The organism is Sphingomonas jinjuensis (assembly GCF_014197105.1).
GTDB lineage: Bacteria > Pseudomonadota > Alphaproteobacteria > Sphingomonadales > Sphingomonadaceae > Sphingomonas > Sphingomonas jinjuensis.
Genome location: NZ_JACIEV010000007.1, coordinates 39,925 through 65,449, shown reverse-complemented (window position 1 = coordinate 65,449; position 25,525 = coordinate 39,925). Strand labels below are relative to the sequence as shown.

The window sequence follows — 25,525 nt, the reverse complement described above, 5'->3', positions numbered from 1 at the left end:
ATGACTTCTATGTCCCCCGTCAGGCCGTCACGGCGCTGTGCGCGAGGCTGGTGCCGCCATGTTTGGCCAGAACCGCCTCGGTGATCGAATTGGGCAGCGGGCGCGGTCGCTCGGAGCGGGCCACCCACGGCAGAATGATGAGGAAGTGCGCGAAGTAATAGGCCGAGGCGATCTGCCCCAGGATCACGTTGCGCGCGTTCGCTTCCGCACCGCCGACATAGCCCAGCACGAGCACGTCGAGCAGCAGAACGCCCAGGAACAGGCGATATTTGGGCCGATAGTTGGCCGAGCGCACCGGCGACGAGTCGAGCCACGGCAGGAAGAACAATAGCAGGATCGAGCCGAACATCGCCAGCACGCCCCACAGCTTCGCCGGCAGGATGAAGTCGGCGGTGAAGCTCTTCAGGATCGCGTAGAACGGCAGGAAATACCATTCGGGCACGATGTGCGCGGGCGTCGAGAGCGGGTTCGCCTCGATGTAATTGTCCGGGTGGCCCAGCAGGTTCGGCGAGAAGAAGATCAGCGCCGCGAACACCAGCATGAACACGCCGACGCCGACGCCGTCCTTGGCGGTGTAATAGGGGTGGAACGGCACCGTGTCCTGCTCACCCTTCACGTCGACGCCGGTCGGGTTGTTCGAACCGGGAATATGGAGCGCCCAGATGTGGAGGATGATGACGCCCGCGATCACGAACGGCAGCAGATAGTGGAGTGAGAAGAAGCGGTTCAGCGCGGCGTTATCCGGCGCAAAACCGCCCAGCAGCCAGACGCGGATCGTCTCGCCGACGACCGGGATCGCCGAGAAGAAGCCGGTGATGACCTGCGCGCCCCAGAAGCTCATCTGCCCCCACGGCAGCACGTAGCCCATGAAGGCCGTCGCCATCATCAGCAGGAAAATGACCACGCCGAGCAGCCACACCATCTCGCGCGGCGCCTTGTACGAGCCGTAATAGAGGCCACGGCCGATGTGGATATAGACGACGAGCAGGAACATCGACGCGCCGTTGGCGTGCGCATAGCGCAGGAACCAGCCGGCGTTGACGTCGCGCATGATGCTCTCGACCGAGCTGAACGCGACCCCGGCGTTGGCGGCATAGTGCATCGCCAGCGTGACGCCGGTGATGATCTGCACCGCCAGCGCGAGCCCGGCGAGCACGCCGAAGTTCCAGAAATAGTTGAGGTTGCGCGGCACCGGATAGCCGGCGCCGACCGCGTTGTAGACGAGGCGCGGCAGCGGCAGCTTCTCGTCGAGCCACCGCATCAGCGGCTGCTTAGGCTCATAGTGCTTGGCCCAGGGAAAGCTCATCGTGTCGCTACCTCAGCCGACCAGGACGGTCGTGTCAGACGTGAAATTATAATCGGGCACCACCAGGTTCTTCGGTGCCGGCCCCTGGCGGATACGCGCCGCGGTGTCGTACGCCGAGCCGTGGCACGGGCAGAAATAGCCGCCGAACGGGCCCTTGTTCTCGCCCTCGCCCGCGCCCAGCGGCACGCAGCCCAGGTGGGTGCACACGCCGAGCGTGATCAGCCAGTTTTCCTTGCCGGGCTTGGTCCGCTCGGCCAGCGTCTGCGGGTCGCGCAGCGAGCCGACGTCGACGGCATTCGCCTCGGCGATCTCCTTCGGCGTCAGGTTGCGCACGAACAGCGGCTGCTTGCGGAAGCTGGTCTTGATCGCCTGACCCGACGCGATCTTCGACACGTCGACCTCGGTGGTCGACGCCGCGAGCACGTCGGCGGACGGGTTCATCTGGTTGATCAGCGGCAGCACGATCGCGACCGCGCCGACCCCGGCGAACGAGACCGCGGCGATATTGATGAAATCACGACGGCGGGGGTCGTCGACATGCTCGTGATAGGGCGCCGGATCTTCGCCGGGAGGAACCATGTCGTCGACAGTCGCCATTCGCTAGAACCCTTAAACCCTTCAGACTGGCGGGTTCGCCGCTTCGCAAAGCGCCGGATCATCCCCACCATCCCCGTCCGTCCCCACGTACGGGCTTGGGCCTGATAGACATTGGCGACACGCTTTGCCAACAGCATTTTGGGCTCGAAGCTGCCCAAGGACCAGGCAATGCGATGCGGATAGCGCTCTACCAACCCGATATCGCCGGCAATGTCGGCGCGGTGATGCGCACCGCGGCATGTCTCGGCATCGGCCTCGACCTGATCGAGCCGATGGGTTTCCAGTGGGATGACAAGCGTGTGGCGCGCGCGGCGATGGACTATATCGACCATGTCGCGGTGACCCGGCATGGCGACTGGGATGCCTTCGTCGACCGGCTGGCGGGGCGCCTCGTCCTGCTGACGACCCGCGGGGCGACGCCGCTGCACGACTTTGCCTTCGGCGCGGACGACGTATTGCTGTTCGGGCGCGAGAGCGCCGGGGTGCCGGAGGAGGTCCACGCCCGCGCCGATGCGCGCGTGGTGATTCCGATGGCACCGGGCGTGCGGTCGATGAACCTGTCGGTGTCGGCCGGAATCGTCGCGGCGGAGGCGCTGCGGCAGACGGGCGGGTGGCCGGGCTAACACCGCCCCGAACCGTCATGCTGAACTTGCTTCAGCATCTTCGCGTAAGATGGACCTTCGATACGACGAGATGCCGAAACGAGTTCGGCATGACGGCTGTTGGCTGAGATCTTATTCCTTCATCGTGCCCGTCACCAGGTCGCCGCTGGCGGGATCGGGATAGTCCTCCGGTTTCACCTGGCCCTGATTCTTCACCGCCTGCTCGTCGCCGGCGTCGCGCACTTTGCCGTCGTCGCGAAAGTCGCCGCCGGGCTTGTTGGACTGCTTGGTCATGTCCGTCTCCTCGATATCGCTCTCAACCCGCGAGACGAGCCGCCAGTTGCCTCGACTTTGCCGCAGCCCTGCCGCTAAGGCCGGCACATGCTGACGCTCGACGCCGAACAGACCGCCGCCCGCACCTGGTTCGAGGGCTTGCGCACCCGCATCTGCGCCGCGTTCGAGGCGATCGAGCGCGAGGCGGGTTCCGACGCCGGCTTCGACTATATCGCCTGGGATCGCACCGACCCGTCGGGCGAACCCGGCGGCGGCGGCGTGCGCGGGGTGATGAAGGGGCGCGTGTTCGAAAAGGTCGGCGTCAACGTCTCGACCGTGGGCGGCACGTTCGAGAGTGAATTCGGCAAGACGATCCACGGCGCCGGCGAGGACCCGCGCTTCTTCGCCACCGGGATCAGCCTGGTCGCGCACATGGCCAATCCGCATGTGCCCGCGGTCCACATGAACACGCGCTTCCTGCGCACGACGAAACAATGGTTCGGCGGCGGCGCCGACCTGAACCCGCCGATCCCGGTCGACGAGGACACCGCCGACTTCCACGCCGCGCTCGCCGCCGCCTGCGACGCCCATCCCGGCGTCGGCGACTATCCCCGCTTCAAGCAATGGGCGGACGATTATTTCTACATCCCGCATCGCGGCGTCCACCGCGGCGTGGGCGGGATCTTCTACGATCATGTCGAGGGCGATTTCGACGCGAGCTTCGCCTTCACCCGTGCCGTCGGCGAGGCGTTCCTCGACGTGTACCCAGCGATCGTCCGGCGGCGGATGGAGGCGCCCTTCACCGAAGCCGACATCGCTCGGCGCAACGAGTGGCGCGGCCGCTATGCCGAATTCAACCTGGTCTACGACCGCGGGACGCTGTTCGGGCTGAAGACCGGCGGTAACGTCGACGCGATCCTGATGAGCCTGCCGCCGGTGGCGACATGGTCGTGAGCGCTGGGTCGTGAAGAGCGGCAGCCTGACTCCCGTCCCCGCCGACCAGCTGGCGACGGTGGTGACGACGCTGGAGATGACGGCGCGGCCGCCGCTCCGGCCGATGCCGACGTCGCCGCTGCGGCTGGTGCGGTGGCAGGCGCCCGCGGTCGACGGATATCGGGCGCTGTTCCGGCGCGTCGGCGCCCCCTGGCTGTGGTATTCGCGCCTGGCGATGAGCGACGCGACGCTGGCGGCGACGATCGGCCTTTCGGGGGTCGAGGTCTATGCCGTCGTCGATCGTGCCGGGATCGAGGTGGGGATGCTCGAGCTCGACCTGAGCGGCGGCGATACCGCACGGATCGCCTATTTCGGGCTGGTGCCCGAGCTTGCCGGTCAGGGCCATGGCCGCTGGCTGATGGCGGAGGCGATGGCGCGGGTGTGGCGGCCGGGCGTGGTGCGGGTCGTGGTCGATACCTGTACGCTCGATCATCCGCGCGCGCTCGGCTTCTACCGGGCGCAGGGATTTGTGGCGATCCGGCGGACGGTGGAGACCTTTCCCGATCCGCGCGCGCTGGGGTTGCTGCCGATCGAGACGGCGCCGCAGATTCCCTATCTCGCCTCGCGGCGAGGTGCCGCCTGACCGGCGGCTGGCCCTATCTCGCCAGCCGGCGGTAGGCCGCGACGCTGAACAGCGCCAGCATCAGCTGCGCCACCATCGCGACGACCGCGGCGGCGGCATCGACGAGGGCCAGGACGATCGGATTGGCGCCGCCCTCCTGCGCGCGCAGCCAGCTGTCGATGAGCAGGAACGGCTGGCCGGCCAGGAAACCGGCGAGATAGGCAAAGGCGGCAAGGCCGAGCAGCGTCACGCCGCTACCGCGGGTCAGCGCCAGCGACCGGCGGATGCCGCGCCACGCGCCGATCGGCGCCTCAGCGAGTAGCACCGGGCCGATCACCAGCGTGCGGCCCACGACGTACAGGCCGGGGATCACGAACAGCCACATTCCCGCCCCCGCGGGGATCGCGATCAGCGTCATCGCCAGCAGGAAGCGCGGATATAGCCGCGCCGCCCGCGCCAGCGCGCCGCCGACCGTCGGCCGCTGCGGATCGCAATAGAGCGCGACGATCGTCGCCACCCCGAAATAGACCGTGGCATAGGCAGCGACGAAACCGATGCCATAGCCGTCGACCCAGCCGCGCAGCGCCGTCATCCACGCATCGGCGCGCGCCTGCGCATCGGCGATGTCGGGATCGGGGAACGGCATCGCCGGCACCAGCAGCGTCAGCGCGAAGGCGGGCAGGAACAGGAACGGCGCGGCGACCCGCAGCAGCAGGTCGCCGTCGCCCTTCGCGATGGCCCAGGCGTCGCGGACGATGCCGGCGAAGTCGATCCTCATGGTCGCCGCTGGGGCGGTCCCGCCAGCGCGACGTAGAGCTGCGCGGTGAAGGCGAGCGCGATCACGGTGAACACCGCCGACAGGAGCGAACTGGCGATGCTCGTCACCAGCAATACCGTGGCCACCGCGTCGCGCCCGAAGGCGAGCGCCGTCAGCGTTCCGACCACCAGCTGCAGCGCCATGCCCGCGATCGCCGCGACGACGATGAACAGCACCAGCACGCCCAGGATGCGCCACATCAGCCCGCGCGTCAGCTGCCAGCTGCGCTTGATCGCCCCGAGCCCCAGCCGCTCGTGAAGCACGACCGGGTTCAGCACCGTCAGCCGCGCCGCCGCGGTCAGGAAGACGATCAGCAGCACGATGATGTAGAGGCTGGCGAAAGTGGCGATGCCGGGGGGCACGTTGCTGATCTGCGTGGCATTGTTCAGCGTCGTCACATCGACATGCGCCGCCACCAGCGCGACGATGAGCGGAATCATCAGGACGAACGCCGCGATCGACAGCAGGATCGTCACCCCCAGCGCCGTCGGCAGGCGCGCGGCGGCCAGGCGATAGCCGGCGGGGGCATCGATCGACGGATCGCTCGACGCGGCGATGATCGTCAGCTGGCCCCACAGCGAGATCAGGCCAACCGCCAGCGCCAGGACGAAGCCGACGATCGCGCCGAGCGGCGTCGTCGTCGGCAGCGTCATCGCCACCAGCAACCGAACGACCGCCGGCAGTACCAGGGTCAGCGCGGCGATGCCGAACAGCATCCCCGCCCGGCCGCTCAGCACCTCGGTCGTGCGTTCCCAGATCGTCCCCATCTTCACCATGCGACGCCGTCCTGCCCCGTTGTTTCGCCAGGGTGCTAGCCGACGCCGCCGGCTTTGGCCACCGCTTGCCAGCGGCGGGCGCAGGGGCGTAGGCGCGGCGGGTGACGACACCGCTGCCCGACCTGCCCGACATCGAATGGCGAGTATCCGCCGGGCTTACCCCCTATGACGATGCCCTGGCCGAGATGGAGTCGCGCGCCGCCGCGGTTTCGAGGGGCGAGGCGCGCGAGCTGATCTGGCTGCTGGAGCATCCCCCCGTCTATACCGCGGGGACCAGCGCCGATCCCGCCGAACTCATCGACCCGCGCTTTCCCGTGGTGCCGGCGGGGCGCGGCGGCCGTTACACCTATCACGGGCCGGGCCAGCGGGTGGTGTATCTGGTGCTCGACCTCAACAAGCGCGGGCGCGACGTCCGGGCCTTCGTCCACGGTGTCGAGGATTGGGTGATCGCCGCGCTCGCGCGACTGGGCGTTCCTGCGTACAGCGTCGATGGCCGCGTCGGCATCTGGACGACGGCGGGCGGCCCGGAGGCAAAGGTCGGTGCGATCGGCGTGCGCGTGAAACGCTGGATCACGCTGCACGGCTTCGCGGTCAACGTCGCCCCCGATCTCAGCCACTTCGGCGGCATCGTTCCCTGCGGCTTGCCCGATTACCCGGTTACGAGCCTGGATATGCTGGGGGTTGGCGACGAGCTTGCAACCTTTGACGCGGCGCTGGCGTTGACGGCCACGGCTTTCCTCGAAACTCTTTCTTTCAGCCGAGAAAACGAGGCTTGAGGGCCAAGCGTATAGCGATTAATGTCCACGTCGATTTGGGTATTAACAAAGGGCCGTCAAGCCGTCCAAATCCGCCTTTCAAGGGAGCTTCCAACATGCGTGCAATCATCTCCAAGGTTCTGACCGGCTCGCTCATCGCCGGCGCCGCGCTGGCCGTTTCGGCTTGCGGTCCGAAGACCGAGACCACGACCGACAACACGATGGTCACCGACATGAACACCACTGACATGGGCACCATGTCGGACAACATGACCGCCGTCGACGGTGGCATGAACGGTGGCATGATGGCCAACGACGGCATGATGTCGAACGACACCACGATGATGTCGAACGAGTCGATGTCGACCACGACCAACATGTAATCTTTCCCGCCAAGGGATTGATGACGAAGGGGCCGTCCGGGCAACCGGGCGGCCCTTTTGCGTTTGGGGGGCGCATCTCCCCGACCTCCTTCGTCATCCCGGCCTTGAGCCGGGATTGGGCGTGCCGCGGGCGATTGTCCCCGATTGGGTGGCCAGCCGCTCGCCGCCGCATGGATCCCGGCGCAAGGCCGGGATGACGGAGTGCATGGGGAATAATGGGCAAGTCGTTCCGCCCGCGACCAACGGTTCGACGCAATCGGGCCGTTGTGGCCGATTAACCACGGCATTGCCCCTTGGGCGCGAGTCGAAAATCCTGTAGATTCCGCTTCGCACAGGGTTTTGGGGAGCTTACGACGATGTCCCGGATGCGTACGGCGCTAGGGTTGAGCGCTGCGATGGCGGCCTGCGTGGCGTGGACGACGCCCGCAAGCGCGCAATTCTATTTCAAGTCCAAGGACTTCAGCGGCACGGCGGTGCGCGGTGACGAGGCCGGACTTGGCCAGGTATTGCCCGGCGCGACGCCTGAGGAGTTGCGCGCGGCGATGGCGTGGAACCTGCGCGCCGCGCTCAACGTGGCGGCGTTGCAGTGCCAGTTCGAACCGACGCTGCTGACGGTCGACAATTACAACGCGATCCTGCGCGATCACAATGCCGAGCTGAAGGGCTCGTTCGACACCATCTCAAAATATTTCGCGCGCACTGCGAAGACCAAGAAGGAAGGTCAGCAGCAGCTCGACCAGTTCGGCACGCGGCTCTATTCGAATTTCTCGACGGTCGGCGCGCAGTACAACTTCTGCCAGACCGCCGCGGGCATCGGCCGCGAGGCGCTGTTCGCGCCGCGCGGCACCTTCTCGGCGCTGGCGATGAATCGCATCCGCGAGTTGCGCAACAGCCTGGTCCCATATGGCGAGCAGCGCTTCGCCCGCTATCTCGAGCGCGACCAGGTCATCGCGACGCCACGGCTCGATGCGATCTGCTGGAACAAGAAGGGCGAGTGGGTCACCAAGAAGTGCGGCGACCCCAACTGGCCACGCCTGGCGCCGCTGTCGGCCGCCAACGCCACGGTCGCCACCGCCGCGACGGTAGCATCGCGCTGATCGTCCATGGCCCCTCCCTCGCAGGGAGGGGCCTACTCTTTACCGCAAGCCCAGCAGCTTGTGCGTCTGCAGCGACAGCCGCCACACCGGCCGCGCCATGACCAGGTCGATCGCCGCCTCGACGTTCGCCTGACCTGCGGCATCGTCGAGCGGCTGGATCAGCCGGTGCACGAAGTCCCAGCGCTCCAACTCGTCGAGATCGATCCCCGCCTGCGGCCAGACCAGCTTCAGCTCGTGCCCGGTGCGCTGCACCACCTCGCTCCCGGCCTTGGGGCTGACGCACAGCCAGTCGACACCGGGATGCGCGGGTAGCGTGCCGTTACTCTCCATCGCGATGCGAAAGCCCCGGGCGTGCAACGCATCGACCAGCGCATCGTCGAGCTGGAGCATCGGCTCGCCGCCGGTGACGACGACCAGCCGGTCCCTCGCCCCCTCGCCCCAATGCCCGGCCACTGCATTCGCCAGCGCATCGGCATCGGCAAATCTGCCGCCGCCGATCCCATCGGTGCCGACGAAATCGGTATCGCAGAAGCGGCAGATCGCGCTGGCCCGATCCTGCTCGCGCCCCGACCACAGGTTGCAGCCGGCAAAGCGCAGGAACACCGCGCGGGCGCCGGCATTGGCGCCTTCGCCCTGCAACGTCAGGAAGATTTCCTTGACCGCGTAGCTCACGGCCGCGTCGCGTACCGGGTGGGATCGGGCACGCCCGCTTCCTCGAACCCCTTCATGCGCAGGCGGCAGCTGTCGCACAGCCCGCAATGCTCGCCCGTCGGGGTCGGATCGTAGCACGACCAGCTGAGCCCCATGTCGAGCCCCAGCCGCGCGCCTTCGCGCACGATGTCGGCCTTGGTCATGTGCTGGAGCGGGGCACGGATGCGGAACGGCTCGCCCTCGACCCCCGCCCTCGTCGCCAGTTCGGCCAGCCCCTCGAACGCCGAAATGAATTCGGGGCGGCAGTCCGGGTAACCCGAATAGTCGAGCGCATTGACGCCGATGAACAGGTCGCGCGCGCCCGCCGCTTCCGCCCAGCCGAGCGCGAGGCTGAGAAAGATCGTGTTGCGCGCCGGCACATAGGTGATCGGAATGCCGCCGCCGTCCTCGGTGCCGACGCCGTCCTTGGGCACGTCGATATCGGCGGTCAGCGCCGATCCGCCGAACTGCGACAGGTCCATCGGCAGCACGATATGCCGCTCCGCGCCCAGCGCCGAGGCGACGTGGGCAGCGGCGTCCAGCTCGATGCGATGTCGCTGGTTATAGTCGATCGACAGCGCGAGCAGCCGATAGCCCGCCTCGCGCGCGGACGCGGCGGAAACCATCGAGTCGAGTCCGCCCGAGACGAGCGCGACGGCCAAAGGTTGATTTGCCATGATGCGGCGCGAGCTAGGCCTTCGCCGGGCAAAAAGAAAGGGCCGCTGCTGAAGGCGGCCCTTTCGAGTTGAGCCTAGGGCTCACAAGGGAGAAACGCGTGCTGAACTCTGCACGGATTTCTGTTTAGGACGAGAGGGTTAACATCGGGTTAGCAGGCTCGCGGCATTTGCTGCCCCAACACCCTCGTCACCCTGAACCTGGTTCAGGGTCTCCTCGTGGCACGGGCTGCCGTTCGCCTCGAAGAGATGCTGAAACGAGTTCAGCATAACGGGTTGGCGCGATTGGCGCTCACGCCGCCGGCACCGGAAACTGGGTCGCGCAGAAATGGCAGTCGACCATAATGACGCCGTCCTCGTTCGCCATCGCCGCGCGATCCTCGGCGGGAAAGCGCGACAGCACCGCCGCGATATGCTCGGGCGTGCAGCGGCAGCCGCGCGAGATGCGCGTCTCGCCGAGGGTGCGCACGTTCTCTTCCTCGTTGAACAACCGCCAGATCAGCGTCTCGAGCGGCACCGCCGCATCGGCGAGCTCGTCGGCGCCCATCGTGCCGCCGAGCGCCGCGACATGCTCCCATTCCGGGTGATCGAGCTTGGTGTGGAGTCGCTCGCGCCCCTCCTCGCCCTCCGGCAGATGCTGGAGGAACAGGCCACCCGCGATCGGCGCGCCGGTGGCATCGCGACCGAGGCCGACGCGAACGATCGTCGGAATCTGCTCCGACTGGATAAAATAGCTCTCCGCCGCCGCGGCCAGCGTGTCGCCGTCGAGCGGCACGATCCCCTGATAGCGCTCACCGGTGGTCGCTAGGTCGAAGGTGATCGCGAGATATCCCTGCCCGAACAGCGCGAAGAGCGTCGGCTGCTCGGGCAGCGCCGCCAGCCGGTCGGCATCATATTCGACATAGCCGCGCACCTCGCCGCCGCGATAATCGCACACGAGCAGCGTCACGACGCCGGTTTCGGTGCGCGACTGCATCGTCAGCTGGCCGGCGGGATCCTTCAATGTCGATCCGATCAGCGCGACCAGCGTCAGCGCCTCGCCCAGCAGCGCCTCGATCGCCGGGGGATAGGCGTGCGCCGCCAGCACCTCGCCCAGCGCCGGCCCGAGCCTCACCATCCGCCCGCGCGCATGACGGCCGGGAATGGTGAAGCCGATCGCTCGGTCGGTGTCGGGGGTCGTCGTCATGGGGTCTCCGATTGGCCGCCCAAGCCATCATCCGTCATGCTGAACTCGTTCCAGCATCTCGTGCCTCATGCGCGACATTGCCGGTGGAGGGAGATGCCGTACCAAGTTCGGCATGACGGGGATGGATTGGCGTCGCGCTTATCTGGGAGCCGCAGACGCCGGGATCAACTGTTCAGCCGATCTGTCCGAAGCACCAGCGCAGGATCGACTTCTGCGCGTGGAGGCGGTTCTCCGCCTCCGCCCAGATCAGCGACTGCGGGCCGTCGATCACCGCCGCCGTCACCTCTTCGCCGCGGTGCGCGGGTAGGCAGTGGAGGAAATGCGCGTCGGGCTTCGCCCGCGCCATCAGCGCGGCATCGACCTGATAGGGCATCATCGCCGCCAGCTTCGTGTCGGCATGCGCCTGACCCATCGAGATCCAGGTATCGGTGACGACGATGTCGGCCCCCTCCACCGCTTCCTCGGCACGCGCGACGCAGCGGGCGCGGCCCTGGCCCAGCGCGAGGTCGCTCTCGCTCGGCTGATAGCCCTGCGGACAGGCGGCGACGACGTCGAACTGCATCAGCCCGCCCGCCTCCATCAGCGAGGCGAGCACGTTGTTGCCGTCGCCCAGCCACGCGACCTTCAGCCCGGGCAGCGAGCGGCCCGTTTCCAGGATCGTCAGCATATCCGCCATGATCTGGCACGGGTGCGAGGCATCGGTCAGGCCGTTGATGACGGGGATGGCGGCATGCTCGGCCATCTCGATCACCTTGGCGTGATCGTCGGTGCGGATCATGATCGCGTCGACATAGCCGTCGAGCACGCGCGCGGTGTCGCTGATCGGCTCGCCTCGGCCGAGCTGCATCGTCCCCGCATCGGCGACGATCGGCATGCCGCCGAGCTGGCGCATCGCGACGTCGAACGAGAAGCGCGTGCGCGTCGAGTTCTTCTCGAAGATCATCGCCAGCAGATGGCCGTCGAGCGGCGCATCGGCGTCGACCTTGCCGCGCGCCCAGCCGAGGCGGGCAGCCTTGCGATCGAGCGCATCGGCCAGGATCGCGGCAATGCCGTCGGCGCCGGCATCGGAGAGATTCAGGAAATCGCGCATTCGTCAGCCCCCTGTACCTCCCCGGCACGGGGAGGGGGACCATGCGCCAGCATGGTGGAGGGGCAGCCACGAGCGACGGTGCTTGGGGCTGCCCCTCCACCACTCGGCTGGCGCCGAGCGGTCCCCCTCCCCGTGCCGGGGAGGTTTAAGCGTCATTCAATCAATCATCCGCCGCCGGCACATAGACCCGCGCCGCGGCGCTGAGCTTTTCGATGCACTCGGCAATATGGTTCTCGTCGATGATCAGCGGCGGCAGCAGCCGGACGACATTCTCGCCCGCCGCGACCGTCAGCAGCTGATGCTCGTCGCGCAGGAAGGCGACGAAGCGGCGGCTGTCGCTCTTCAGCTTCAGGCCGAGCATCAGCCCGCGACCGCGCACTTCCTCGAACAGATGGTCGTGGTTGGGGATCATCTGCTCCAGCGCGCCGCGCAGCCGCTCGCCCATCTGCGTGACATGTTCGAGGAAACCGTCCTCGCCCATCACCTCGAGCACCGCTTCCGCCGCCGCCATCGCCAGCGGATTGCCGCCATAGGTCGAGCCATGGGTGCCGATCACCATGCCCTTGGCCGCTTCCTCGGTCGCCAGGCACGCGCCGAGCGGAAAGCCGCCGCCGATGCCCTTGGCCACCGCCATGATGTCGGGCGTGATGCCGTAATGCTCGTGCGCGAAGAACGTGCCGGTGCGGCCATAGCCTGCCTGCACCTCGTCGAGCACCAGCAGCAGGCCATGCTCGTCGCATGCCTTGCGCAGCCCCTTCAGGAACGCGTCGGTCGCCACCGACACGCCGCCCTCGCCCTGGATCGGTTCGACCAGGAAGCCCGCGGTATTGTCGTCGACCAGCGCCAGCGCCGCGTCGAGATCGTTGAAGGCTGCGTATTTGAACCCCGGCAGCAGCGGCTCGAACCCGTCGCGCATCTTCGGCTGGTTGGTCGCCGAGATCGCGCCCAGCGTGCGGCCGTGGAAGGCATTGTTGAAGGTGATGAGCGTGTGCCGCTGCGGGTTGCCGTTGGCGTGGTGATAGCGGCGCGCGGTCTTGATCGCGCACTCCACGGCTTCCGCGCCCGAATTGGTGAAGAACACCGTGTCGGCGAAGGTCTTGGCGACAAGCTGCTCGGCGACCCGCTCCTGGTGTGGACTGCCGTACAGGTTCGACACGTGCATCAGCGTCGCCGCCTGCTCCGCGATCGCCTTTACCAGCACGGGATGGCCATGGCCAAGCGCGTTGACCGCGATGCCGCCGGCCATGTCGAGATACTGGGTGCCGTCCTCGCCGAAGAGATACATTCCCTCGCCTCGCACCGGCCGCACCGCGCTGCGCGGGTAGACGGGCATCAGTGCGGGTGTGGCCACGGGACGGGCTCCTCTTCAAACAGCAAGGGCGACCCGGGATGGGTCGCCCGCCGCGCTACATACGAGCGTGGCGACGGGGGTGCAACACCATGACGCGGCGCCGCTCACCCGACCGGCCCCATTCGCACTGCGACCGCGGCCAGCAGCAGCGCCGCCGCCACTGCGATCCACAGCGCCGCGGCGGCGAGCAGGGGGTAGCTGACGGCGCCCGCGAACGCGCCGGCGATCAGGCCGCACCACAGCAACAGGTACGGCGCCCAAGCGAACGCGGGGCCGCGGCGGGCGAACGCGGCGGCGAGGTGCTGGCCGAACTTCACCAGCGTGCCGGTCATGTACGTCACGCCGATGCTCACCTCGCCGCGCTGCTGGAACACCGCATTGGCGCTGCCCATCGCCGCCGCCATGAGATACACCGCGGCGTCATGCGGCTCGGCGAGCGCGGCGGCGGCGAGCAGCGCCGCGAGCGTGACGATCACCACCGGCTTGCGCCACGTGCCCGCCGCCATCGCGACGAAGGCGCCCAGGATCACGCCCGCGACGAAGCTCGCGATCAACGCGGCGGCGACCAGGGCGGTCGCTTGCCCCGCCGCCGCCGCGACGCTCAGCCGGGTGGAATTGCCGCTCATGAACGATACGAACAGGCCGCCGATGTGCAGGAAGCCGATCGCATCGACATAGCCCGCGATCACCGCAAGCCCCGTCGCCAGCCACCACGCCCTGCGATCGTGCCGCCTCACGCGTCGAGCGCTTCCTCGTCGAGACGGGCCGCATTCTCCTGGATGAAGGCGAATCGGTGCGCGGGGTTGTTGCCCATCAGCCGGTCGACCAGATCCTTCACCCCCGCTCGCTCCTCATATTCCTGCGGCAGGGTGATGCGGATCAGGCTGCGGCTCGCCGGGTCCATCGTCGTCTCGCGCAGCTGGCCGGGGTTCATCTCGCCCAGCCCCTTGAAGCGAGCGACCTCGACCTTCTTGCCCTTGAACGCCGTTCGCTCGATCTCGGCACGGTGTGCATCGTCGCGGGCGTAGAGCGATTTCGCGCCGCTGGTCAGCCGGTAGAGCGGCGGCTGCGCCAGATAGAGGTGCCCGCGGCGGACCAGGTCGGGCATCTCCTGGAAGAAGAAGGTCATCAGCAGCGTCGCGATATGCGCGCCGTCGACGTCGGCGTCGGTCATGATGACGATCCGCTCGTAGCGCAGATTGTCGGGCTGGCAGTCCTTGCGCGTGCCGCATCCCATCGCGAGGACGAGGTCGGCGATCTCCTGGTTCGCCATGATCTTCGCGCTGGTCGCGCTGGCGACGTTCAAGATCTTGCCGCGGATCGGCAGGATCGCCTGCGTCTTGCGGTCGCGCGCCTGCTTGGCCGATCCACCGGCGCTGTCGCCCTCGACGATGAATAGCTCGGTGCCGTCGTTGCCGTCGTTCGAACAGTCGGTCAGCTTGCCCGGCAGCCGCAGCTTGCGCGCGCTGGTCGCGGTCTTGCGCTTGACCTCGCGCTCCTGCTTGCGGCGCAGGCGTTCGTCCATCCGGTCGAGGACATAGCCCAGCAGCGCGCGGCCCCGCTCCATATTGTGGCCGAGCCAATGGTCGAAATGATCGCGCACCGCCTTCTCGACCAGCCCCGCCGCCTCCGGGCTGGTGAGGCGGTCCTTGGTCTGGCTCTGGAATTGCGGATCGCGGATGAAGACGCTGAGCATCAGCTCACTGCCGACCATCACGTCGTCGGCGGTCAGCTCCTTGGCCTTCTTGTTGTTTACCAGCTCGCCGAAGGCACGCAGCCCGCGGACCAGCGCCTGGCGCACGCCCTGCTCGTGAGTGCCGCCATCGGGGGTGGGGATGGTGTTGCAATACCAGCTGTAGCTGCCGTCGCTCCACAGCGGCCAGGCGACCGCCCATTCGACGCGGCCCTGCTCGCCCGGAAACTCCTGGCTGCCCGCAAAGAAATCCGCGGTCGCGCATTCGCGGCCGGCGATCTGCTCCTTCAGATGGTCGGCGAGGCCGCCGGGGAACTGGAACACCGCCTCGGGCGGCGTATCGTCGGTGATCAGTTCGGGCAAGCAGCGCCAGCGGATCTCGACGCCCGCGAACAGATACGCCTTCGACCGCGCCAGCCGGTACAAGCGCGCCGGCTTGAAATGCAGCTCGCGCCCGAAGATCTCGGTATCAGGGGTGAACGCGACCGAGGTGCCGCGGCGATTGGGCGCCGCGCCCACCGTCTCCAGCGGGCCCAGCGTCTCGCCGCGGCTGAAGCGCTGGCGATACAGCTGGCGATCGCGTGCGACCTCGACGACGGTATCGCTCGACAGCGCGTTGACCACCGACACGCCGACACCGTGGAGGCCGCCCGACGTCGCGTAGGCCTTGCCGGTGAACTTGCCGCCCGAATGGAGCGTCGACAGGATCACCTCTAGCGCCGACTTGTTCGGGAACTTCGGATGCGGATCCACCGGGATGCCTCGGCCATTGTCGACCACGGTCAGCCGGTTGCCGGGCTCCAGCGTCACCTCGATCCGCGTCGCATGGCCCGCCACCGCCTCGTCCATCGCATTGTCGATAACCTCGGCGGCGAGGTGATGCAGCGCGCGTTCGTCGGTCCCGCCGATGTACATGCCGGGGCGGCGGCGGACGGGCTCGAGCCCCTCCAGCACCTCGATCGCGGAGGCGTCGTAAGCGGCGGCAGGCTTGTTAGATGCGAACAGGTCGTCGGCCATCGCGAACGTATGGGGTACGCCCGGCGTCAGGGCAAGTCGCATGGGTCGGTGGGCCGGGCGGCACGCGGGAAGGTGCTTGTCCCCTCTGCGTTGCCGCGCCTGTCCCCGCGGCGAGGCGTCGGCCGCCGACATGTCGGCGCCATTATCGCGTGCGCGCAAATATTGCCCGCTCGTGTCCGACGTGATGCATATAAGTCACAATGCGGATGCTTCTGGTTTGTCCGTGAATATTTGTCGCGATGCGCACGTTTCTGCTGCCGACCCACCCAACGCATCATCGGGAGATCATCATGCGTTTCATGCTCATTGCCGGCGCGGCCGGCCTGTCGGCGCTCGCCCTGCCCGCCACCGCCCAGGAAACCACCCAGGACCAGCCGTTCAGCGGCGCCTATGTCGGCGTCGCCGGCGGCTACGACATCCAGGGCAACGACGTTAATTCGCGCATCCTGTTCGACCGCAACCTCGACGGTCGCTTCAACGACCCGGTCCGCACGAGCGCTGGCGCGGATGCCTTCTCGCCCGGCTTCTGCAACGGTCGCGCACTCGGCGCGACGCGCGCGCCGGGCGGCTGCCGCAACGATCGCGACGGCTGGAACTATTACGCCCGCGTCGGCGCCGACACGCAGCGCGGCAACGTCGTGGTCGGCGCGGTCGGCGAATTCGGCAAGTCCGAGATCACCGACAGCGTCAGCGCCTTCTCGACGACGCCGGCCAACTACGTGATGACCCGCTCGGTCGATTGGGAAGCGACGATCCGCGGCCGCGCCGGCCTCGCGTTCGACACGACGCTGTTCTACGGCACGTTCGGCGCCGGCTATGCCCGCATCGATCGCGAATTCACCAGCACCAACACCGCCAACGCCTTCACCGGACGTGGCAAGCGCAACCAGTGGGGCATCACCGGCGGCGGCGGCATCGAGCAGAAGCTCGGCCGCAATTTCTCCATCGGCATGGAGTATATGTACCACCAGTATAACGACAACGACTATCGCGTCCGCGTGACCCAGGGCACCGCGCCGGCGACCAATCCGTTCGTGCTGTCGCCCAACACGACCGGCACCGATCTGGCGCGGTCGGACAGCAAGTTCCGCTGGCATTCGATCCGCGGGACGGCGGCGTTCCGGTTCTGAAGCGACGGGCGGCCTGCGCCACGCTGGGGCAGGACTCGCCCAAGCCCGGCCGGCGGGACCGCAGGTCCCGTTCGACGCCATGGGATTTACGTCCATGACGGGGCCGGTGGAACGCAAGACATTCGCCGCGGGGACCAGCCTGCGGCGGATGTTTTTGTTTTTGGGTCAGCCACTCCGCTACCCGGCCTCAAGCCGAGGAGAGCTGAGCGCACTCCCATAACACCCCACCCCGGCGAAGGCCGGGGCCCAGTGGCGAGACGCTCGACGGCAACGCGATGCCGCTACGTCATGAGACGCCGTAACTGGGCCCCGGCGTTCGCCGGGGTGGAGCGTTAGCTCAACGAACACCCAACGACCCCGTCATGGGAGTAAATCCCATGACGTCGAACGCGGCTGTAGCCGCGTCGGCCGGGCGGGCCGCCGTTGGCGTCGCTGCGCTTCGCTTAGCGAACGCGCGGCCCGCCGAACGGCAGGGGCGGCGGGGGGCGGCGATCGCGGCGCGGAAGCTGCGCCTGATAGGCGTGGCCGCAATGCTCGACGCAATAGGGGAAGCCCGGGTTCACCTTGTCGCCGCAGAAGTGGAAGTCCGGCTCACCCGGATGACCCAACGGCCACTTGCAGATGCGGTCGTTGAGATCGAGCAGCGTCGTCTTGCCGGCGATGTCGGCCGACGGCTTTGCCGGGACCAGCCGGCGCGGCGGGGCGGGCGTCGCGGGCGGCTGCTGCTCACCAGGCGACTGGCGAACGAAGCCGCCGGGGCCGACCGAGCGCAGGATCGGCTGCGGCGCCGGCGTGGGCGTCGGCGTTTCCACCGCAGCTTCGGCCGCCATGGCCGGCTCGTCGTCGGCCTCTACCTCGTCGCGCACCGGGGCCGGCGCGGGCGTCGGTGCCGGCACAGTGGCGAACGGCGGCGGCGGCGGGGCGGGCGTGGGGGCCGGAGCCGGCGCAGGCGCCGCGGCGACCGGTGCCGCCTTGTCCGCGTCGTTCGCCTTCACCGGCGACGGCCGCGACTGCAGCCCCAGCCGGTGCGCCTTGCCGATCACGGCATTGCGACTGACGCCGCCGAGCGCTTCCGCGATCTGGCTGGCGGTCTGGCCGCCCTCCCACATCGTCTTGAGCGTGTCGATCCGCTCGTCGGTCCAGGACATGCAGTTTCCTTTTCAAGCTCGGTTGCGGGCGACCGCTACCCGGACTACCCCGCAGGGTATGAGCAGCCAGCCTCCCATCGGCCAAATCCCGTCCGCCATCCGATCGGCACCTGGCGTGCCGATCATCCGGCACGTCAACTGGGGCGGCCTGAGAACCCTCTATGTGAAGGAGGTGCGCCGTTTCTTCAAGGTGCAGCTCCAGACGATCTGGGCCCCCGCCATCACCACCTTGTTGTTCCTCGTGATCTTCACCGTCGCGACGGGGGCGAAGCGGCCGGTGCTGGTCGGTGGCGAGACCGTCGCCTTCGCCGATTTCGTCGCGCCGGGGCTGATCGTGATGGGGATGCTCAACAACGCCTTCGCCAACGCGTCCTTCTCGCTGCTGGTCGGCAAGATCCAGGGGACGATCGTCGACTATCTCCAACCGCCGCTGTCGACCGGCGAACTGCTTGCCGGCCTGGTCGGCGGTGCGGTGACGCGGGCGGTGCTGGTCGGGCTGGCGGTAACGCTGGCGATGGCGCTGTGGCCGGGCGTCCACGTGACCCCGCGGCATATCGGCGCGATTCTGTGGTTCGGGCTGCTCGGCGCGGTGTTCCTGGCGCTCGCCGGCGTGCTGACGTCGATCTGGGCGGAAAAGTTCGACCATGCCGCCGCGGTGACCAACTTCGTCATCACGCCGCTGACGCTGTTGTCGGGCACCTTCTATTCGGTCGACAACCTGGCGCCCGCGTTCCGCGCGTTCAGCCATGTGAACCCGTTCTTCTACGTGATCTCGGGCTTCCGCTACGGCTTTCTGACCACTGCCGACTCGCCGGTGCTGCTGGGCGCGGTCGTGATCCTGGGGATCGACGTGGTGCTGGCGCTGACCTGCTACACGCTGCTCAAGCGCGGGTGGAAGCTGAAGAACTGATTGTCCTGCTTGTCCCTCCCGCCGTGATGCTGAACTTGTTTCAGCATCTGGTGGCGGCGGGCGCTACGGCGAGAGATGCTGTAACAAGTTCAGCATGACGGAGGTAAGTGGTTAGCCCTTGGCCAGCCACTCGTCCGCCAGCAACCCATAGATCACGCTGTCGCGCACGCCGATATGCGTTTCCCACAGCGCACGCAGCCGGCCCTCGAGCTGGAAGCCGAGCCGCTCCACCAACGCCCGCGATGGCGCGTTGTCGGGATCGATATCGGCCCACAGCCGCCGCGCGCCACCGTCGCTAAACAGCAACTCGACCAGCCGCGCCACGCCTTCGCGCGCATAGCCGCGACCGGCATGGCGCGGCACCAGCGAATAGCCGATCTCGAACACCCCGGGCTTGGTCTCGCTGGCACCGAGCGTGCCGATCGCGGTATCGTCGCCCTTCACCGTCATCACCCAGCCGCGCCACGACGCCGAGCCCAGTCGCGCCGTGACGTAGTCGACCGTGTCGGCGAGCGACGCATGCGGCGGCGACGACCACCAGCGCATGGCGTCGACGTCCCGGTACAGCTCGTGCAGCGCCTCTGCATCGCCAACCGTCATCGGCCGCATCGCCAGCCGTTCGGTGGCGAAGCACGGCTGGCCGAGCGCCTGCCCGGTCATTGCGCCAGCTGATCGACCAGTTGGCGCACCTTAGCCTGGCGCCATTGCGGCAGCGGGGCGACCAGCCAATAGCCCAGCCGCGACGCCTGCGGCTCGCCGATCACCGCCAGCCGCCCGGCCTCGATCTCGCTCACGGCCAGCAGCGCCGGCACCGTCGCGCGCCCAAGCCCGGCGGCCGCGGCGTCGATCGCCAGCCCCGCGTCGGCGACCCGGATCAGCACGCCCGGTTCGTCGGGCGCCCCCGGCCAGCCGATCGCGGCATCGGCGGCGCCCGGCGCGGCGACGGTGACCATTCCGTCCGACTCGATCGCCTCCCCCTCATGCTCGCCCGGCCCCTCGCCCCAGCGGATCGCGAGGTCGAGATTGGCTTCGGTAAAGTCGAGGCTGTCGTCGGCGGCGACGAGCTGGAAGCGCAGGTCGCGATCGGACGCGGCGATGGCGGCAAGGCGCGGCAACAACCATTTCTCGGTGACGTCGCGCGGTGCCGCGATCGTCAGCGACTTCGACGACTGTCCCGCCTGCATCGCGCGCACCGCTTCCTCGAACTGGAGGAAGCCGTCGCGCAACGGCGCCAGCCCCGCCTCGCCCTCGGGCGTCAGCTCGAGCCCGCGGGTGGTGCGGCGGAACAGGACGACGCCGAGCGTATCCTCCAGCGCGCGAATCTGCTGCCCGACCGCGGCCGGCGTCACCGCCAGCTCGTCGGCGGCGCGGGTGAACGACAGATGCCGGGCAGCGGCGTCCAGCATGCGCAGGCCGTTGAGGGGAAGGTGGGTGCGCTTCATGCTCTGGCCACCCCCGCGACACCGTCATGCTGAACTTGTTTCAGCATCGCGTTCACACCCCCACCGGTGCGGCCAAGGCAAACTTGGGAATCGAGGCATCGAACCGCCGGCCGTCGGTAGCGATCAGGCGATAGCTGCCCTGCATCGCCCCGCTCGACGTCGCCAGCGGACAGCCCGAGACATAGTCGTAGCTGGCCCCCGGAGCGATCACCGGCTGTTCGCCGACCACGCCCTCGCCCTCGACCGAATGGCGCGCGCCGCTGGCGTCGGTGATGATCCAGTGGCGGGTGAGCAGCTGGATCGGCGCGGCACCGTCGTTCTCGATCCGGATGTGATAGGCCCAGAACCAGCGCCCGCGCTCGGGCTCCGACTGCTCGGCCAGATAGCTGACCGAGACGCGCACCGTCACGTCGCCGGTGGTTTCGGAATAAGGGAAGAACTCCTTCACAACCCCGCCCGGCGCAGTGCCTGGTCGAGGTCGTCGATCAGGTCCTGCGGATCCTCGAGCCCCACGTTGATCCGCAACAGACCCTCGGTCACGCCCATCTCGGCGCGCACCTCGGCGCTGACGCCGGCATGGGTGGTCGAGGCGGGGTGGGTCATCAGCGATCGCGAATCGCCGATGTTGTTCGAGATGTCGATCAGCTCCAGCGCGTTGAGCAGCGCATGCGCCTGCGCGCGATCCGCCACCTCGAAGGCGAAGATCGATCCGCACGCGTCCATCTGGCGCATCGCCAATTCGTGCTGTGGGTGGCTGGGCAGCCCGGGGTGAAGGATGCGCGGGACGCGCGCTTCGAGGAATTGGCCGACCTTCACGCTATGCTCGGACTGGCGGCGGATGCGCAGGTCGAGCGTCTCCAGTCCCTTCATCACCACCCAGGCGTTGAATGCCGACAGCGTTGGCCCGGTATTGCGGGTGAAGGGCAGCAGCGTGTTATCGATGAACTCGCGCGTCCCGCACACCGCCCCGGCGAGGACGCGGCCCTGCCCGTCCATCATCTTCGTGGCCGAATAGGCGGTGACGTCGGCGCCGAACTCCATCGGCCGCTGCAGCGCCGGGGTCGCGAAGGCGTTGTCGACGACGGTCGTGATCCCCCGCTCGCGCGCGATCGCACAGATCGCGGCCAGATCGGCGACGTCCATCGTCGGATTGGCGGGGGTTTCGAAGAAGAAGACCTTCGTCTCGGGCCGCACCGCGTCGAGGAACGCCTGCGGATCGCGCGCATCGACCGTCGTCGTGCCGATACCGAACTTGGGCAGCAGCGTATCGGTCAGCCACCGACAAGACCCGAACGCCGCCCGTCCGCCGACCAGATGGTCGCCGGTCTGGAGCTGGCACAGCAGCACCGCGGTCATCGCCGCCATGCCCGTCGCCATGGTGCGGCACGCTTCGGCGCCTTCCATCAGCGCGATCCGCTCCTCGAGCATCTCGACCGTGGGGTTCTGCAGCCGCGAATAGGTCATGCCGACCTGGTCGCCCGAGAAGCGCGCGGCGGCGTCCTCGGCGCAGTCATAGGCATAGCCGGAGGTCAGGAACAGCGCCTCCGACGTCTCCCCCCATTCCGACCGCGCGGTGCCGCCGCGGATCGCACGGGTAGCGGGCCGCCAATTGGCGGTGACGGAACGGTCCTGGCCGGTCTTGCGCTTCATGATCCGCCCGCTTTGCCGCGTGGGACCGCGAGGGACAACCCCTGCTTGCGTGTGAGCCCGGGACTGGGGAGAAGGGCGGGGTGAGTGCCGCCCCCTCCTGCACCGTCATGCTGAACTTGTTTCAGCATCTTAGCCCACGAGCGAAGCGCTTGCCGGACGAGACCCTGAAACAAGTTCAGGGTGACGAGGTCATGTCGTGAACCGCCGGCTCGCCCCCCTCTCCCGCCCGATCAATGCCGCCACCGCCTTCGGCGCGGCGTCGCTGGCGCTGTTCGGTTTCCGCATCGCGACGCCATCGACGCTGGTGTTCGACGAGGTCCACTACGTCCCCGCCGCCCGCACGATGCTGGCGCTGGAGCGGGCGGTGAACACCGAGCATCCGCTGCTCGGCAAGGCGATCATTGCCGCCGGCATCGCGCTGTTCGGCGACAATGCGCTGGGCTGGCGGTTCTTTTCCGCGCTGGCGGGCAGCGTCGTGGTGGTCGGCGTCTTCGCGGCGATCTGGCTGATGCTGGGGCGGATGCGCCCGGCCGTCGTCGCCGCGCTGCTGACGATGCTGAACTTCACCGTCTTCGTCCAGGCGCGGATCGCGATGCTCGACGGGTTCATGGCCGCCTTCGTCGTCGCCGCCCTTGCCTGCTTCGCCTGGAGCGCGCGCGGCTCGGGCGCGCAGGTCTGGCGGCGCTGGCTGGCCGGCAGCATACTGCTGGGGCTCGCGACGGCGTGCAAATGGGCCGCGGCGCCTTATGTCGCCTTCGCCGGCATCGGCTATCTTGCGCTCAAGTGGCAACGTCCCGCGCGCTGGCCGGGCCTGTCGCCCCTCGTCGCGCTGTCGATCCTCGGCATCGCCAGCATCCTCGCCTACGCGCTCACCTTCGCCCCCGCCTTCTTCTATGTGCGCGATCCGCTGACGCTGGCGGCGCTGGTCCCGTTCCAGGCGCGCATGTATGCCGAGCAGACGCAGATCCTGCCCGCGCACACCTATCAGTCGAGCTGGTGGACCTGGCCGCTCGACCTGAGGCCGATCTGGTATCTTTACGAGCCCGTCGACGGCGCCCAGCGCGGCATCCTGCTGCTCGGCAATCCGGCGATCATGTGGGGCGGGCTCGTCGCAGTGGCGGCGTGCGTCGCCGGCTGGCTGCGGACCAGGGCCGCGGCGTTCGCGCTGGCAGCGGGACTGTGGATCGCCGGCTTCGCGGTGTGGGCGGCGATCCCCAAGTCGCTGGGATTCTATTATTATTACTATCTGCCCAGCATCTGGCTGAGCACCGCGCTGGCGGTGGCGTTCGATTGGGGACGCGATCGCTTCCGCTATTGGGACGAGGCGTTCGTCCTCCTCGCCGCCGTGCTGTTCGTCCACTTCTACCCGATCCTCGCGGCGACGCCGCTGTCGGGGCCGGGAGCGTTCCGCAAATGGATGTGGCTGAAGGGGTGGCCCTGAGCGCCCCTGCCCCGCCCCGTGGCCAAGCGTCGTCATGCTGAACTTGTTTCAACATTTCCCCGCCGTATCGCGCCATCGCCAGAGACCCTGAAACAAGTTCAGGGTGACGCCCGGTTGGGCGGCGGGGCGATCACATCTCGCGCAGTACCGCGTCCGCCATCGCCGTCGTCGACAAGGTGCCGCCCAGGTCGCCCGTCCGCGCACCGCCCGCGATCGCCCGCGCCACCGCCGCCTCGATCCGGTCCGCCGCCTCCCCCTCGCCCAGCGAGAAGCGCAGCAGCATCGCCGCCGACAGGATCGCGGCGCAGGGATTCGCCTTGCCCTGCCCGGCGATGTCGGGCGCCGAGCCGTGGATCGGCTCGTACATCCCCTTGCCATTGGCATCGAGCGACGCGGAGGGCAGCAGTCCGATCGAGCCGACGCACATCGATGCCTGATCCGACAGGATGTCGCCGAACAGGTTGCCGGTGACGATCACGTCGAACTGGCCCGGATCGCGCACCAGCTGCATCGCGGCATTGTCGACGTAGAGGTGGGTCAGCTCGACGTCCGGGTACTCCGCCGCCATCGCGCTGACGACGTCGCGCCACAGCTGCGAGGTTTCCAGCACGTTCGCCTTGTCGACCGAACACAGCTTGCCGCGCCGCCGCCGCGCCGCGTCGAAGCCGACCGCGGCGATGCGTCGCACCTCGGCCTCGTCATAGCTCATCACGTCGTAACCCTGGCGATGACCCGCCGGGCTGGTACGAAAGCCCTTCTCGCCGAAATAGACGTCGCCGTTCAGCTCGCGCACGATCAGCAGGTCGATCGCGCCCGCCACTTCGGGCCGCAGCGCCGAGGCATCCTCCAGCCCCTTGAACAGCTTGGCCGGCCGCAAGTTGGCGAAGGTCGCCATCTCGCGGCGGATGCCCAGGATCGCCGCCTCGGGGCGCAGCCGCCGCTCGAGCGCGTCGAACTCGGGATCGCCGACCGCGCCGAACAGCACCGCATCGGCGCGCCTGGCGAGCGCCAGCGTCTCGGGCGGCAGCGGGCGGCCCGTCTGGCGATAACCCTGGCCACCAACCGGCGCCTCCTCGAACGCCAGGTCGAGCCCCGTCGCCTGGAGGACGCGGACCGCTTCGGCGGTGACTTCGGGGCCGATGCCGTCGCCGGCGAGCACTGCGATGAGCTTCGTCATGCCGCGCTGCTTGCCTCGGGCCGATCGATCACGCAACCGCGCGGTTGAGCCGCTCGACCAGCCGCTCGCGCGCCGCCAGCGGTTCCGCCCGCCGATCCAGCAGGATATCGCGGCCGAGGAAGTGTCCGGTGATCGCGAGCGCGGCGTGGATATCGGGCCAGTCCGCCGCCCCGCCCTCGACCAGGAAGGCTGGCAGCGCGAACAGTCGCGCTTCGTAGCCCAGCGCCGCCGCCCGGCTCACCGCGCCGCCGCTCTTCGGGCTGACATAGCCGAGGTCGCCCGTCGTCCCCGTCGCCGCACACCGGGTCAGGTCGAGCCCGAACCCGAGCTCCGCCAGCAGCAGCAGCTCGTACCGCGCCAGCGCCGCTGCCCAGCCGCGCGCGCTAGGCGCTGCCTCGACCGCGTCGAGCGTCGCCGACAGCGCGGCATAGAGGCGCGGATAGGGCTGCAATTCGGGCAGGGCCGCTGCAGACAGCGCCGTCACCCACTCGATCGCCGCCGCCGCCAGCGGCTCGCCATGCAGCGCCGCGCGGCTATGCACCGGCTCCACCGTCAGCGCCGCCAGCTGGTCCCCCGTCCGCGCCCGCCACTCGCCGAGCACCGCATTGCCGGGTTGCAGAACGGGCCGATGCTGTCGCGACCGCCCCCCGCGGACATAGCCCGGCTGCACCCCATGCGCCGCCGTCAACGCTCGCACCACCGCCCCATGCTCACCGTGATGGCGAACCGAGAGGACGATGGCGTCGGCGACGATGTGCATCGGCG

At 68.3% G+C, this 25,525-nt stretch carries 28 protein-coding genes; 9 read left to right on the top strand and 19 right to left on the bottom strand.

The window, feature by feature from the left end:
* Positions 1-19: 19 nt before the first annotated feature.
* Together GGQ80_RS12410 and petA are read right to left on the bottom strand one after the other, a co-directional pair.
* Positions 20-1,306, bottom strand: coding sequence for a cytochrome b (locus GGQ80_RS12410; protein WP_183985270.1), 1,287 nt, complete (start codon positions 1,304-1,306; stop codon positions 20-22).
* 12 nt (positions 1,307-1,318) lie between these two features.
* Positions 1,319-1,885 (bottom strand): ubiquinol-cytochrome c reductase iron-sulfur subunit, encoded by a 567-nt coding sequence (gene petA / locus GGQ80_RS12405; RefSeq protein WP_246347064.1) that lies wholly within the window; start codon positions 1,883-1,885, stop codon positions 1,319-1,321.
* A gap of 191 nt (positions 1,886-2,076) precedes the next feature.
* On the opposite strand from petA, the gene GGQ80_RS12400 reads away from it, so the two are divergent.
* Complete coding sequence (locus GGQ80_RS12400; RefSeq protein WP_183985266.1) at positions 2,077-2,526, top strand: tRNA (cytidine(34)-2'-O)-methyltransferase; 450 nt, start codon at positions 2,077-2,079, stop codon at positions 2,524-2,526.
* A 111-nt stretch (positions 2,527-2,637) separates the two neighbouring features.
* Here GGQ80_RS12400 and GGQ80_RS12395 read toward each other — a convergent pair whose 3' ends face one another.
* Positions 2,638-2,799 carry a hypothetical protein gene (locus GGQ80_RS12395; protein ID WP_183985264.1) on the bottom strand — a complete coding sequence of 54 codons (162 nt, stop codon included), beginning with the start codon at positions 2,797-2,799 and terminating at the stop codon, positions 2,638-2,640.
* Positions 2,800-2,886: 87 nt separating this feature from the next.
* Between GGQ80_RS12395 and hemF the strand changes: the two genes are divergently transcribed.
* Both hemF and GGQ80_RS12385 read left to right on the top strand, forming a co-directional pair.
* Positions 2,887-3,732 carry an oxygen-dependent coproporphyrinogen oxidase gene (hemF, locus tag GGQ80_RS12390; protein WP_183985262.1) on the top strand — a complete coding sequence of 282 codons (846 nt, stop codon included), beginning with the start codon at positions 2,887-2,889 and terminating at the stop codon, positions 3,730-3,732.
* Between the two features lie 76 nt (positions 3,733-3,808).
* Complete coding sequence (locus tag GGQ80_RS12385; protein WP_183985590.1) at positions 3,809-4,354, top strand: GNAT family N-acetyltransferase; 546 nt, start codon at positions 3,809-3,811, stop codon at positions 4,352-4,354.
* Positions 4,355-4,367: 13 nt separating this feature from the next.
* On the opposite strand, the gene GGQ80_RS12380 is transcribed toward GGQ80_RS12385, so the two are convergent.
* Together GGQ80_RS12380 and GGQ80_RS12375 are read right to left on the bottom strand one after the other, a co-directional pair.
* The gene (locus tag GGQ80_RS12380; protein WP_183985260.1) at positions 4,368-5,111 is read right to left on the bottom strand and encodes a YciC family protein; all 744 of its coding nucleotides are present in this window, start codon (positions 5,109-5,111) and stop codon (positions 4,368-4,370) included.
* On the bottom strand, positions 5,108-5,926 hold the full coding sequence (locus GGQ80_RS12375; protein WP_183985258.1) for a DUF7847 domain-containing protein: 819 nt from the start codon (positions 5,924-5,926) through the stop codon (positions 5,108-5,110). The genes GGQ80_RS12380 and GGQ80_RS12375 overlap by 4 nt, the downstream gene beginning before the upstream one ends.
* A 101-nt stretch (positions 5,927-6,027) precedes the next feature.
* On the opposite strand from GGQ80_RS12375, the gene lipB reads away from it, so the two are divergent.
* From lipB to GGQ80_RS12360, 3 genes are all read left to right on the top strand, one after another.
* Positions 6,028-6,702, top strand: a complete 675-nt coding sequence (gene lipB / locus GGQ80_RS12370; RefSeq protein ID WP_343051044.1) for a lipoyl(octanoyl) transferase LipB — start codon at positions 6,028-6,030, stop codon at positions 6,700-6,702.
* Positions 6,703-6,797: 95 nt separating this feature from the next.
* Positions 6,798-7,064 carry a hypothetical protein gene (locus GGQ80_RS12365; RefSeq protein WP_183985256.1) on the top strand — a complete coding sequence of 89 codons (267 nt, stop codon included), beginning with the start codon at positions 6,798-6,800 and terminating at the stop codon, positions 7,062-7,064.
* A 356-nt stretch (positions 7,065-7,420) separates the two neighbouring features.
* Positions 7,421-8,161 carry a hypothetical protein gene (locus GGQ80_RS12360; RefSeq protein WP_425506051.1) on the top strand — a complete coding sequence of 247 codons (741 nt, stop codon included), beginning with the start codon at positions 7,421-7,423 and terminating at the stop codon, positions 8,159-8,161.
* Between the two features lie 39 nt (positions 8,162-8,200).
* On the opposite strand, the gene queE is transcribed toward GGQ80_RS12360, so the two are convergent.
* The 7 genes from queE to parE all read right to left on the bottom strand — a co-directional run bounded on the left by queE (position 8,201) and on the right by parE (position 15,862).
* Entirely contained in the window at positions 8,201-8,833 is a 633-nt protein-coding gene (gene queE / locus GGQ80_RS12355) for a 7-carboxy-7-deazaguanine synthase (protein WP_183985254.1), read from the bottom strand.
* A complete protein-coding gene (gene queC, locus GGQ80_RS12350) occupies positions 8,830-9,528 on the bottom strand; it encodes a 7-cyano-7-deazaguanine synthase QueC (protein ID WP_183985252.1) in 699 nt (232 codons plus the stop codon). The genes queE and queC overlap by 4 nt, the downstream gene beginning before the upstream one ends.
* Before the next feature lie 289 nt (positions 9,529-9,817).
* Positions 9,818-10,711, bottom strand: a complete 894-nt coding sequence (gene hslO, locus GGQ80_RS12345; RefSeq protein ID WP_183985250.1) for an Hsp33 family molecular chaperone HslO — start codon at positions 10,709-10,711, stop codon at positions 9,818-9,820.
* A 172-nt stretch (positions 10,712-10,883) separates the two neighbouring features.
* Positions 10,884-11,801: an ornithine carbamoyltransferase gene (argF, locus tag GGQ80_RS12340; protein ID WP_183985248.1), complete on the bottom strand. Its 918-nt coding sequence runs from the start codon at positions 11,799-11,801 to the stop codon at positions 10,884-10,886.
* A gap of 160 nt (positions 11,802-11,961) precedes the next feature.
* A complete protein-coding gene (locus GGQ80_RS12335) occupies positions 11,962-13,152 on the bottom strand; it encodes an acetylornithine transaminase (protein WP_183985246.1) in 1,191 nt (396 codons plus the stop codon).
* A 104-nt stretch (positions 13,153-13,256) separates the two neighbouring features.
* The gene (locus tag GGQ80_RS12330; protein WP_183985244.1) at positions 13,257-13,889 is read right to left on the bottom strand and encodes a DUF1275 family protein; all 633 of its coding nucleotides are present in this window, start codon (positions 13,887-13,889) and stop codon (positions 13,257-13,259) included.
* Positions 13,886-15,862: a DNA topoisomerase IV subunit B gene (gene parE, locus GGQ80_RS12325; protein ID WP_183985586.1), complete on the bottom strand. Its 1,977-nt coding sequence runs from the start codon at positions 15,860-15,862 to the stop codon at positions 13,886-13,888. Before parE ends, GGQ80_RS12330 begins: the two co-directional genes overlap by 4 nt.
* A 290-nt stretch (positions 15,863-16,152) precedes the next feature.
* Here parE and GGQ80_RS12320 point away from each other — a divergent pair, with 290 nt between their 5' ends.
* The gene (locus tag GGQ80_RS12320) at positions 16,153-16,992 is read left to right on the top strand and encodes an outer membrane protein (protein WP_183985243.1); all 840 of its coding nucleotides are present in this window, start codon (positions 16,153-16,155) and stop codon (positions 16,990-16,992) included.
* A gap of 443 nt (positions 16,993-17,435) precedes the next feature.
* Here the strand turns inward: GGQ80_RS12320 and GGQ80_RS12315 are convergent, their stop codons facing one another.
* Positions 17,436-18,140 carry a GcrA family cell cycle regulator gene (locus GGQ80_RS12315; protein ID WP_183985241.1) on the bottom strand — a complete coding sequence of 235 codons (705 nt, stop codon included), beginning with the start codon at positions 18,138-18,140 and terminating at the stop codon, positions 17,436-17,438.
* Positions 18,141-18,198: 58 nt separating this feature from the next.
* Between GGQ80_RS12315 and GGQ80_RS12310 the strand changes: the two genes are divergently transcribed.
* Complete coding sequence (locus GGQ80_RS12310) at positions 18,199-19,050, top strand: ABC transporter permease (protein ID WP_183985239.1); 852 nt, start codon at positions 18,199-18,201, stop codon at positions 19,048-19,050.
* A 111-nt stretch (positions 19,051-19,161) separates the two neighbouring features.
* On the opposite strand, the gene GGQ80_RS12305 is transcribed toward GGQ80_RS12310, so the two are convergent.
* Genes GGQ80_RS12305 through GGQ80_RS12290 form a run of 4 tightly spaced genes read right to left on the bottom strand, consistent with a single transcriptional unit; the run spans position 19,162 to position 22,142 of the window.
* A complete protein-coding gene (locus tag GGQ80_RS12305; protein WP_183985238.1) occupies positions 19,162-19,710 on the bottom strand; it encodes a GNAT family N-acetyltransferase in 549 nt (182 codons plus the stop codon).
* Entirely contained in the window at positions 19,707-20,492 is a 786-nt protein-coding gene (locus tag GGQ80_RS12300) for a LysR family transcriptional regulator (protein WP_183985236.1), read from the bottom strand. The genes GGQ80_RS12305 and GGQ80_RS12300 overlap by 4 nt, the downstream gene beginning before the upstream one ends.
* A 52-nt stretch (positions 20,493-20,544) precedes the next feature.
* Positions 20,545-20,940, bottom strand: coding sequence for a Co2+/Mg2+ efflux protein ApaG (gene apaG / locus GGQ80_RS12295; RefSeq protein WP_183985234.1), 396 nt, complete (start codon positions 20,938-20,940; stop codon positions 20,545-20,547).
* Positions 20,937-22,142: a trans-sulfuration enzyme family protein gene (locus tag GGQ80_RS12290; protein WP_183985232.1), complete on the bottom strand. Its 1,206-nt coding sequence runs from the start codon at positions 22,140-22,142 to the stop codon at positions 20,937-20,939. Before GGQ80_RS12290 ends, apaG begins: the two co-directional genes overlap by 4 nt.
* Before the next feature lie 196 nt (positions 22,143-22,338).
* Here GGQ80_RS12290 and GGQ80_RS12285 point away from each other — a divergent pair, with 196 nt between their 5' ends.
* Positions 22,339-23,583: a phospholipid carrier-dependent glycosyltransferase gene (locus GGQ80_RS12285; RefSeq protein WP_343051043.1), complete on the top strand. Its 1,245-nt coding sequence runs from the start codon at positions 22,339-22,341 to the stop codon at positions 23,581-23,583.
* A gap of 130 nt (positions 23,584-23,713) precedes the next feature.
* On the opposite strand, the gene leuB is transcribed toward GGQ80_RS12285, so the two are convergent.
* Positions 23,714-24,760, bottom strand: coding sequence for a 3-isopropylmalate dehydrogenase (gene leuB / locus GGQ80_RS12280; protein WP_183985230.1), 1,047 nt, complete (start codon positions 24,758-24,760; stop codon positions 23,714-23,716).
* Positions 24,761-24,788: 28 nt separating this feature from the next.
* Entirely contained in the window at positions 24,789-25,520 is a 732-nt protein-coding gene (gene recO / locus GGQ80_RS12275) for a DNA repair protein RecO (protein ID WP_183985228.1), read from the bottom strand.
* Positions 25,521-25,525 lie beyond the last annotated feature (5 nt).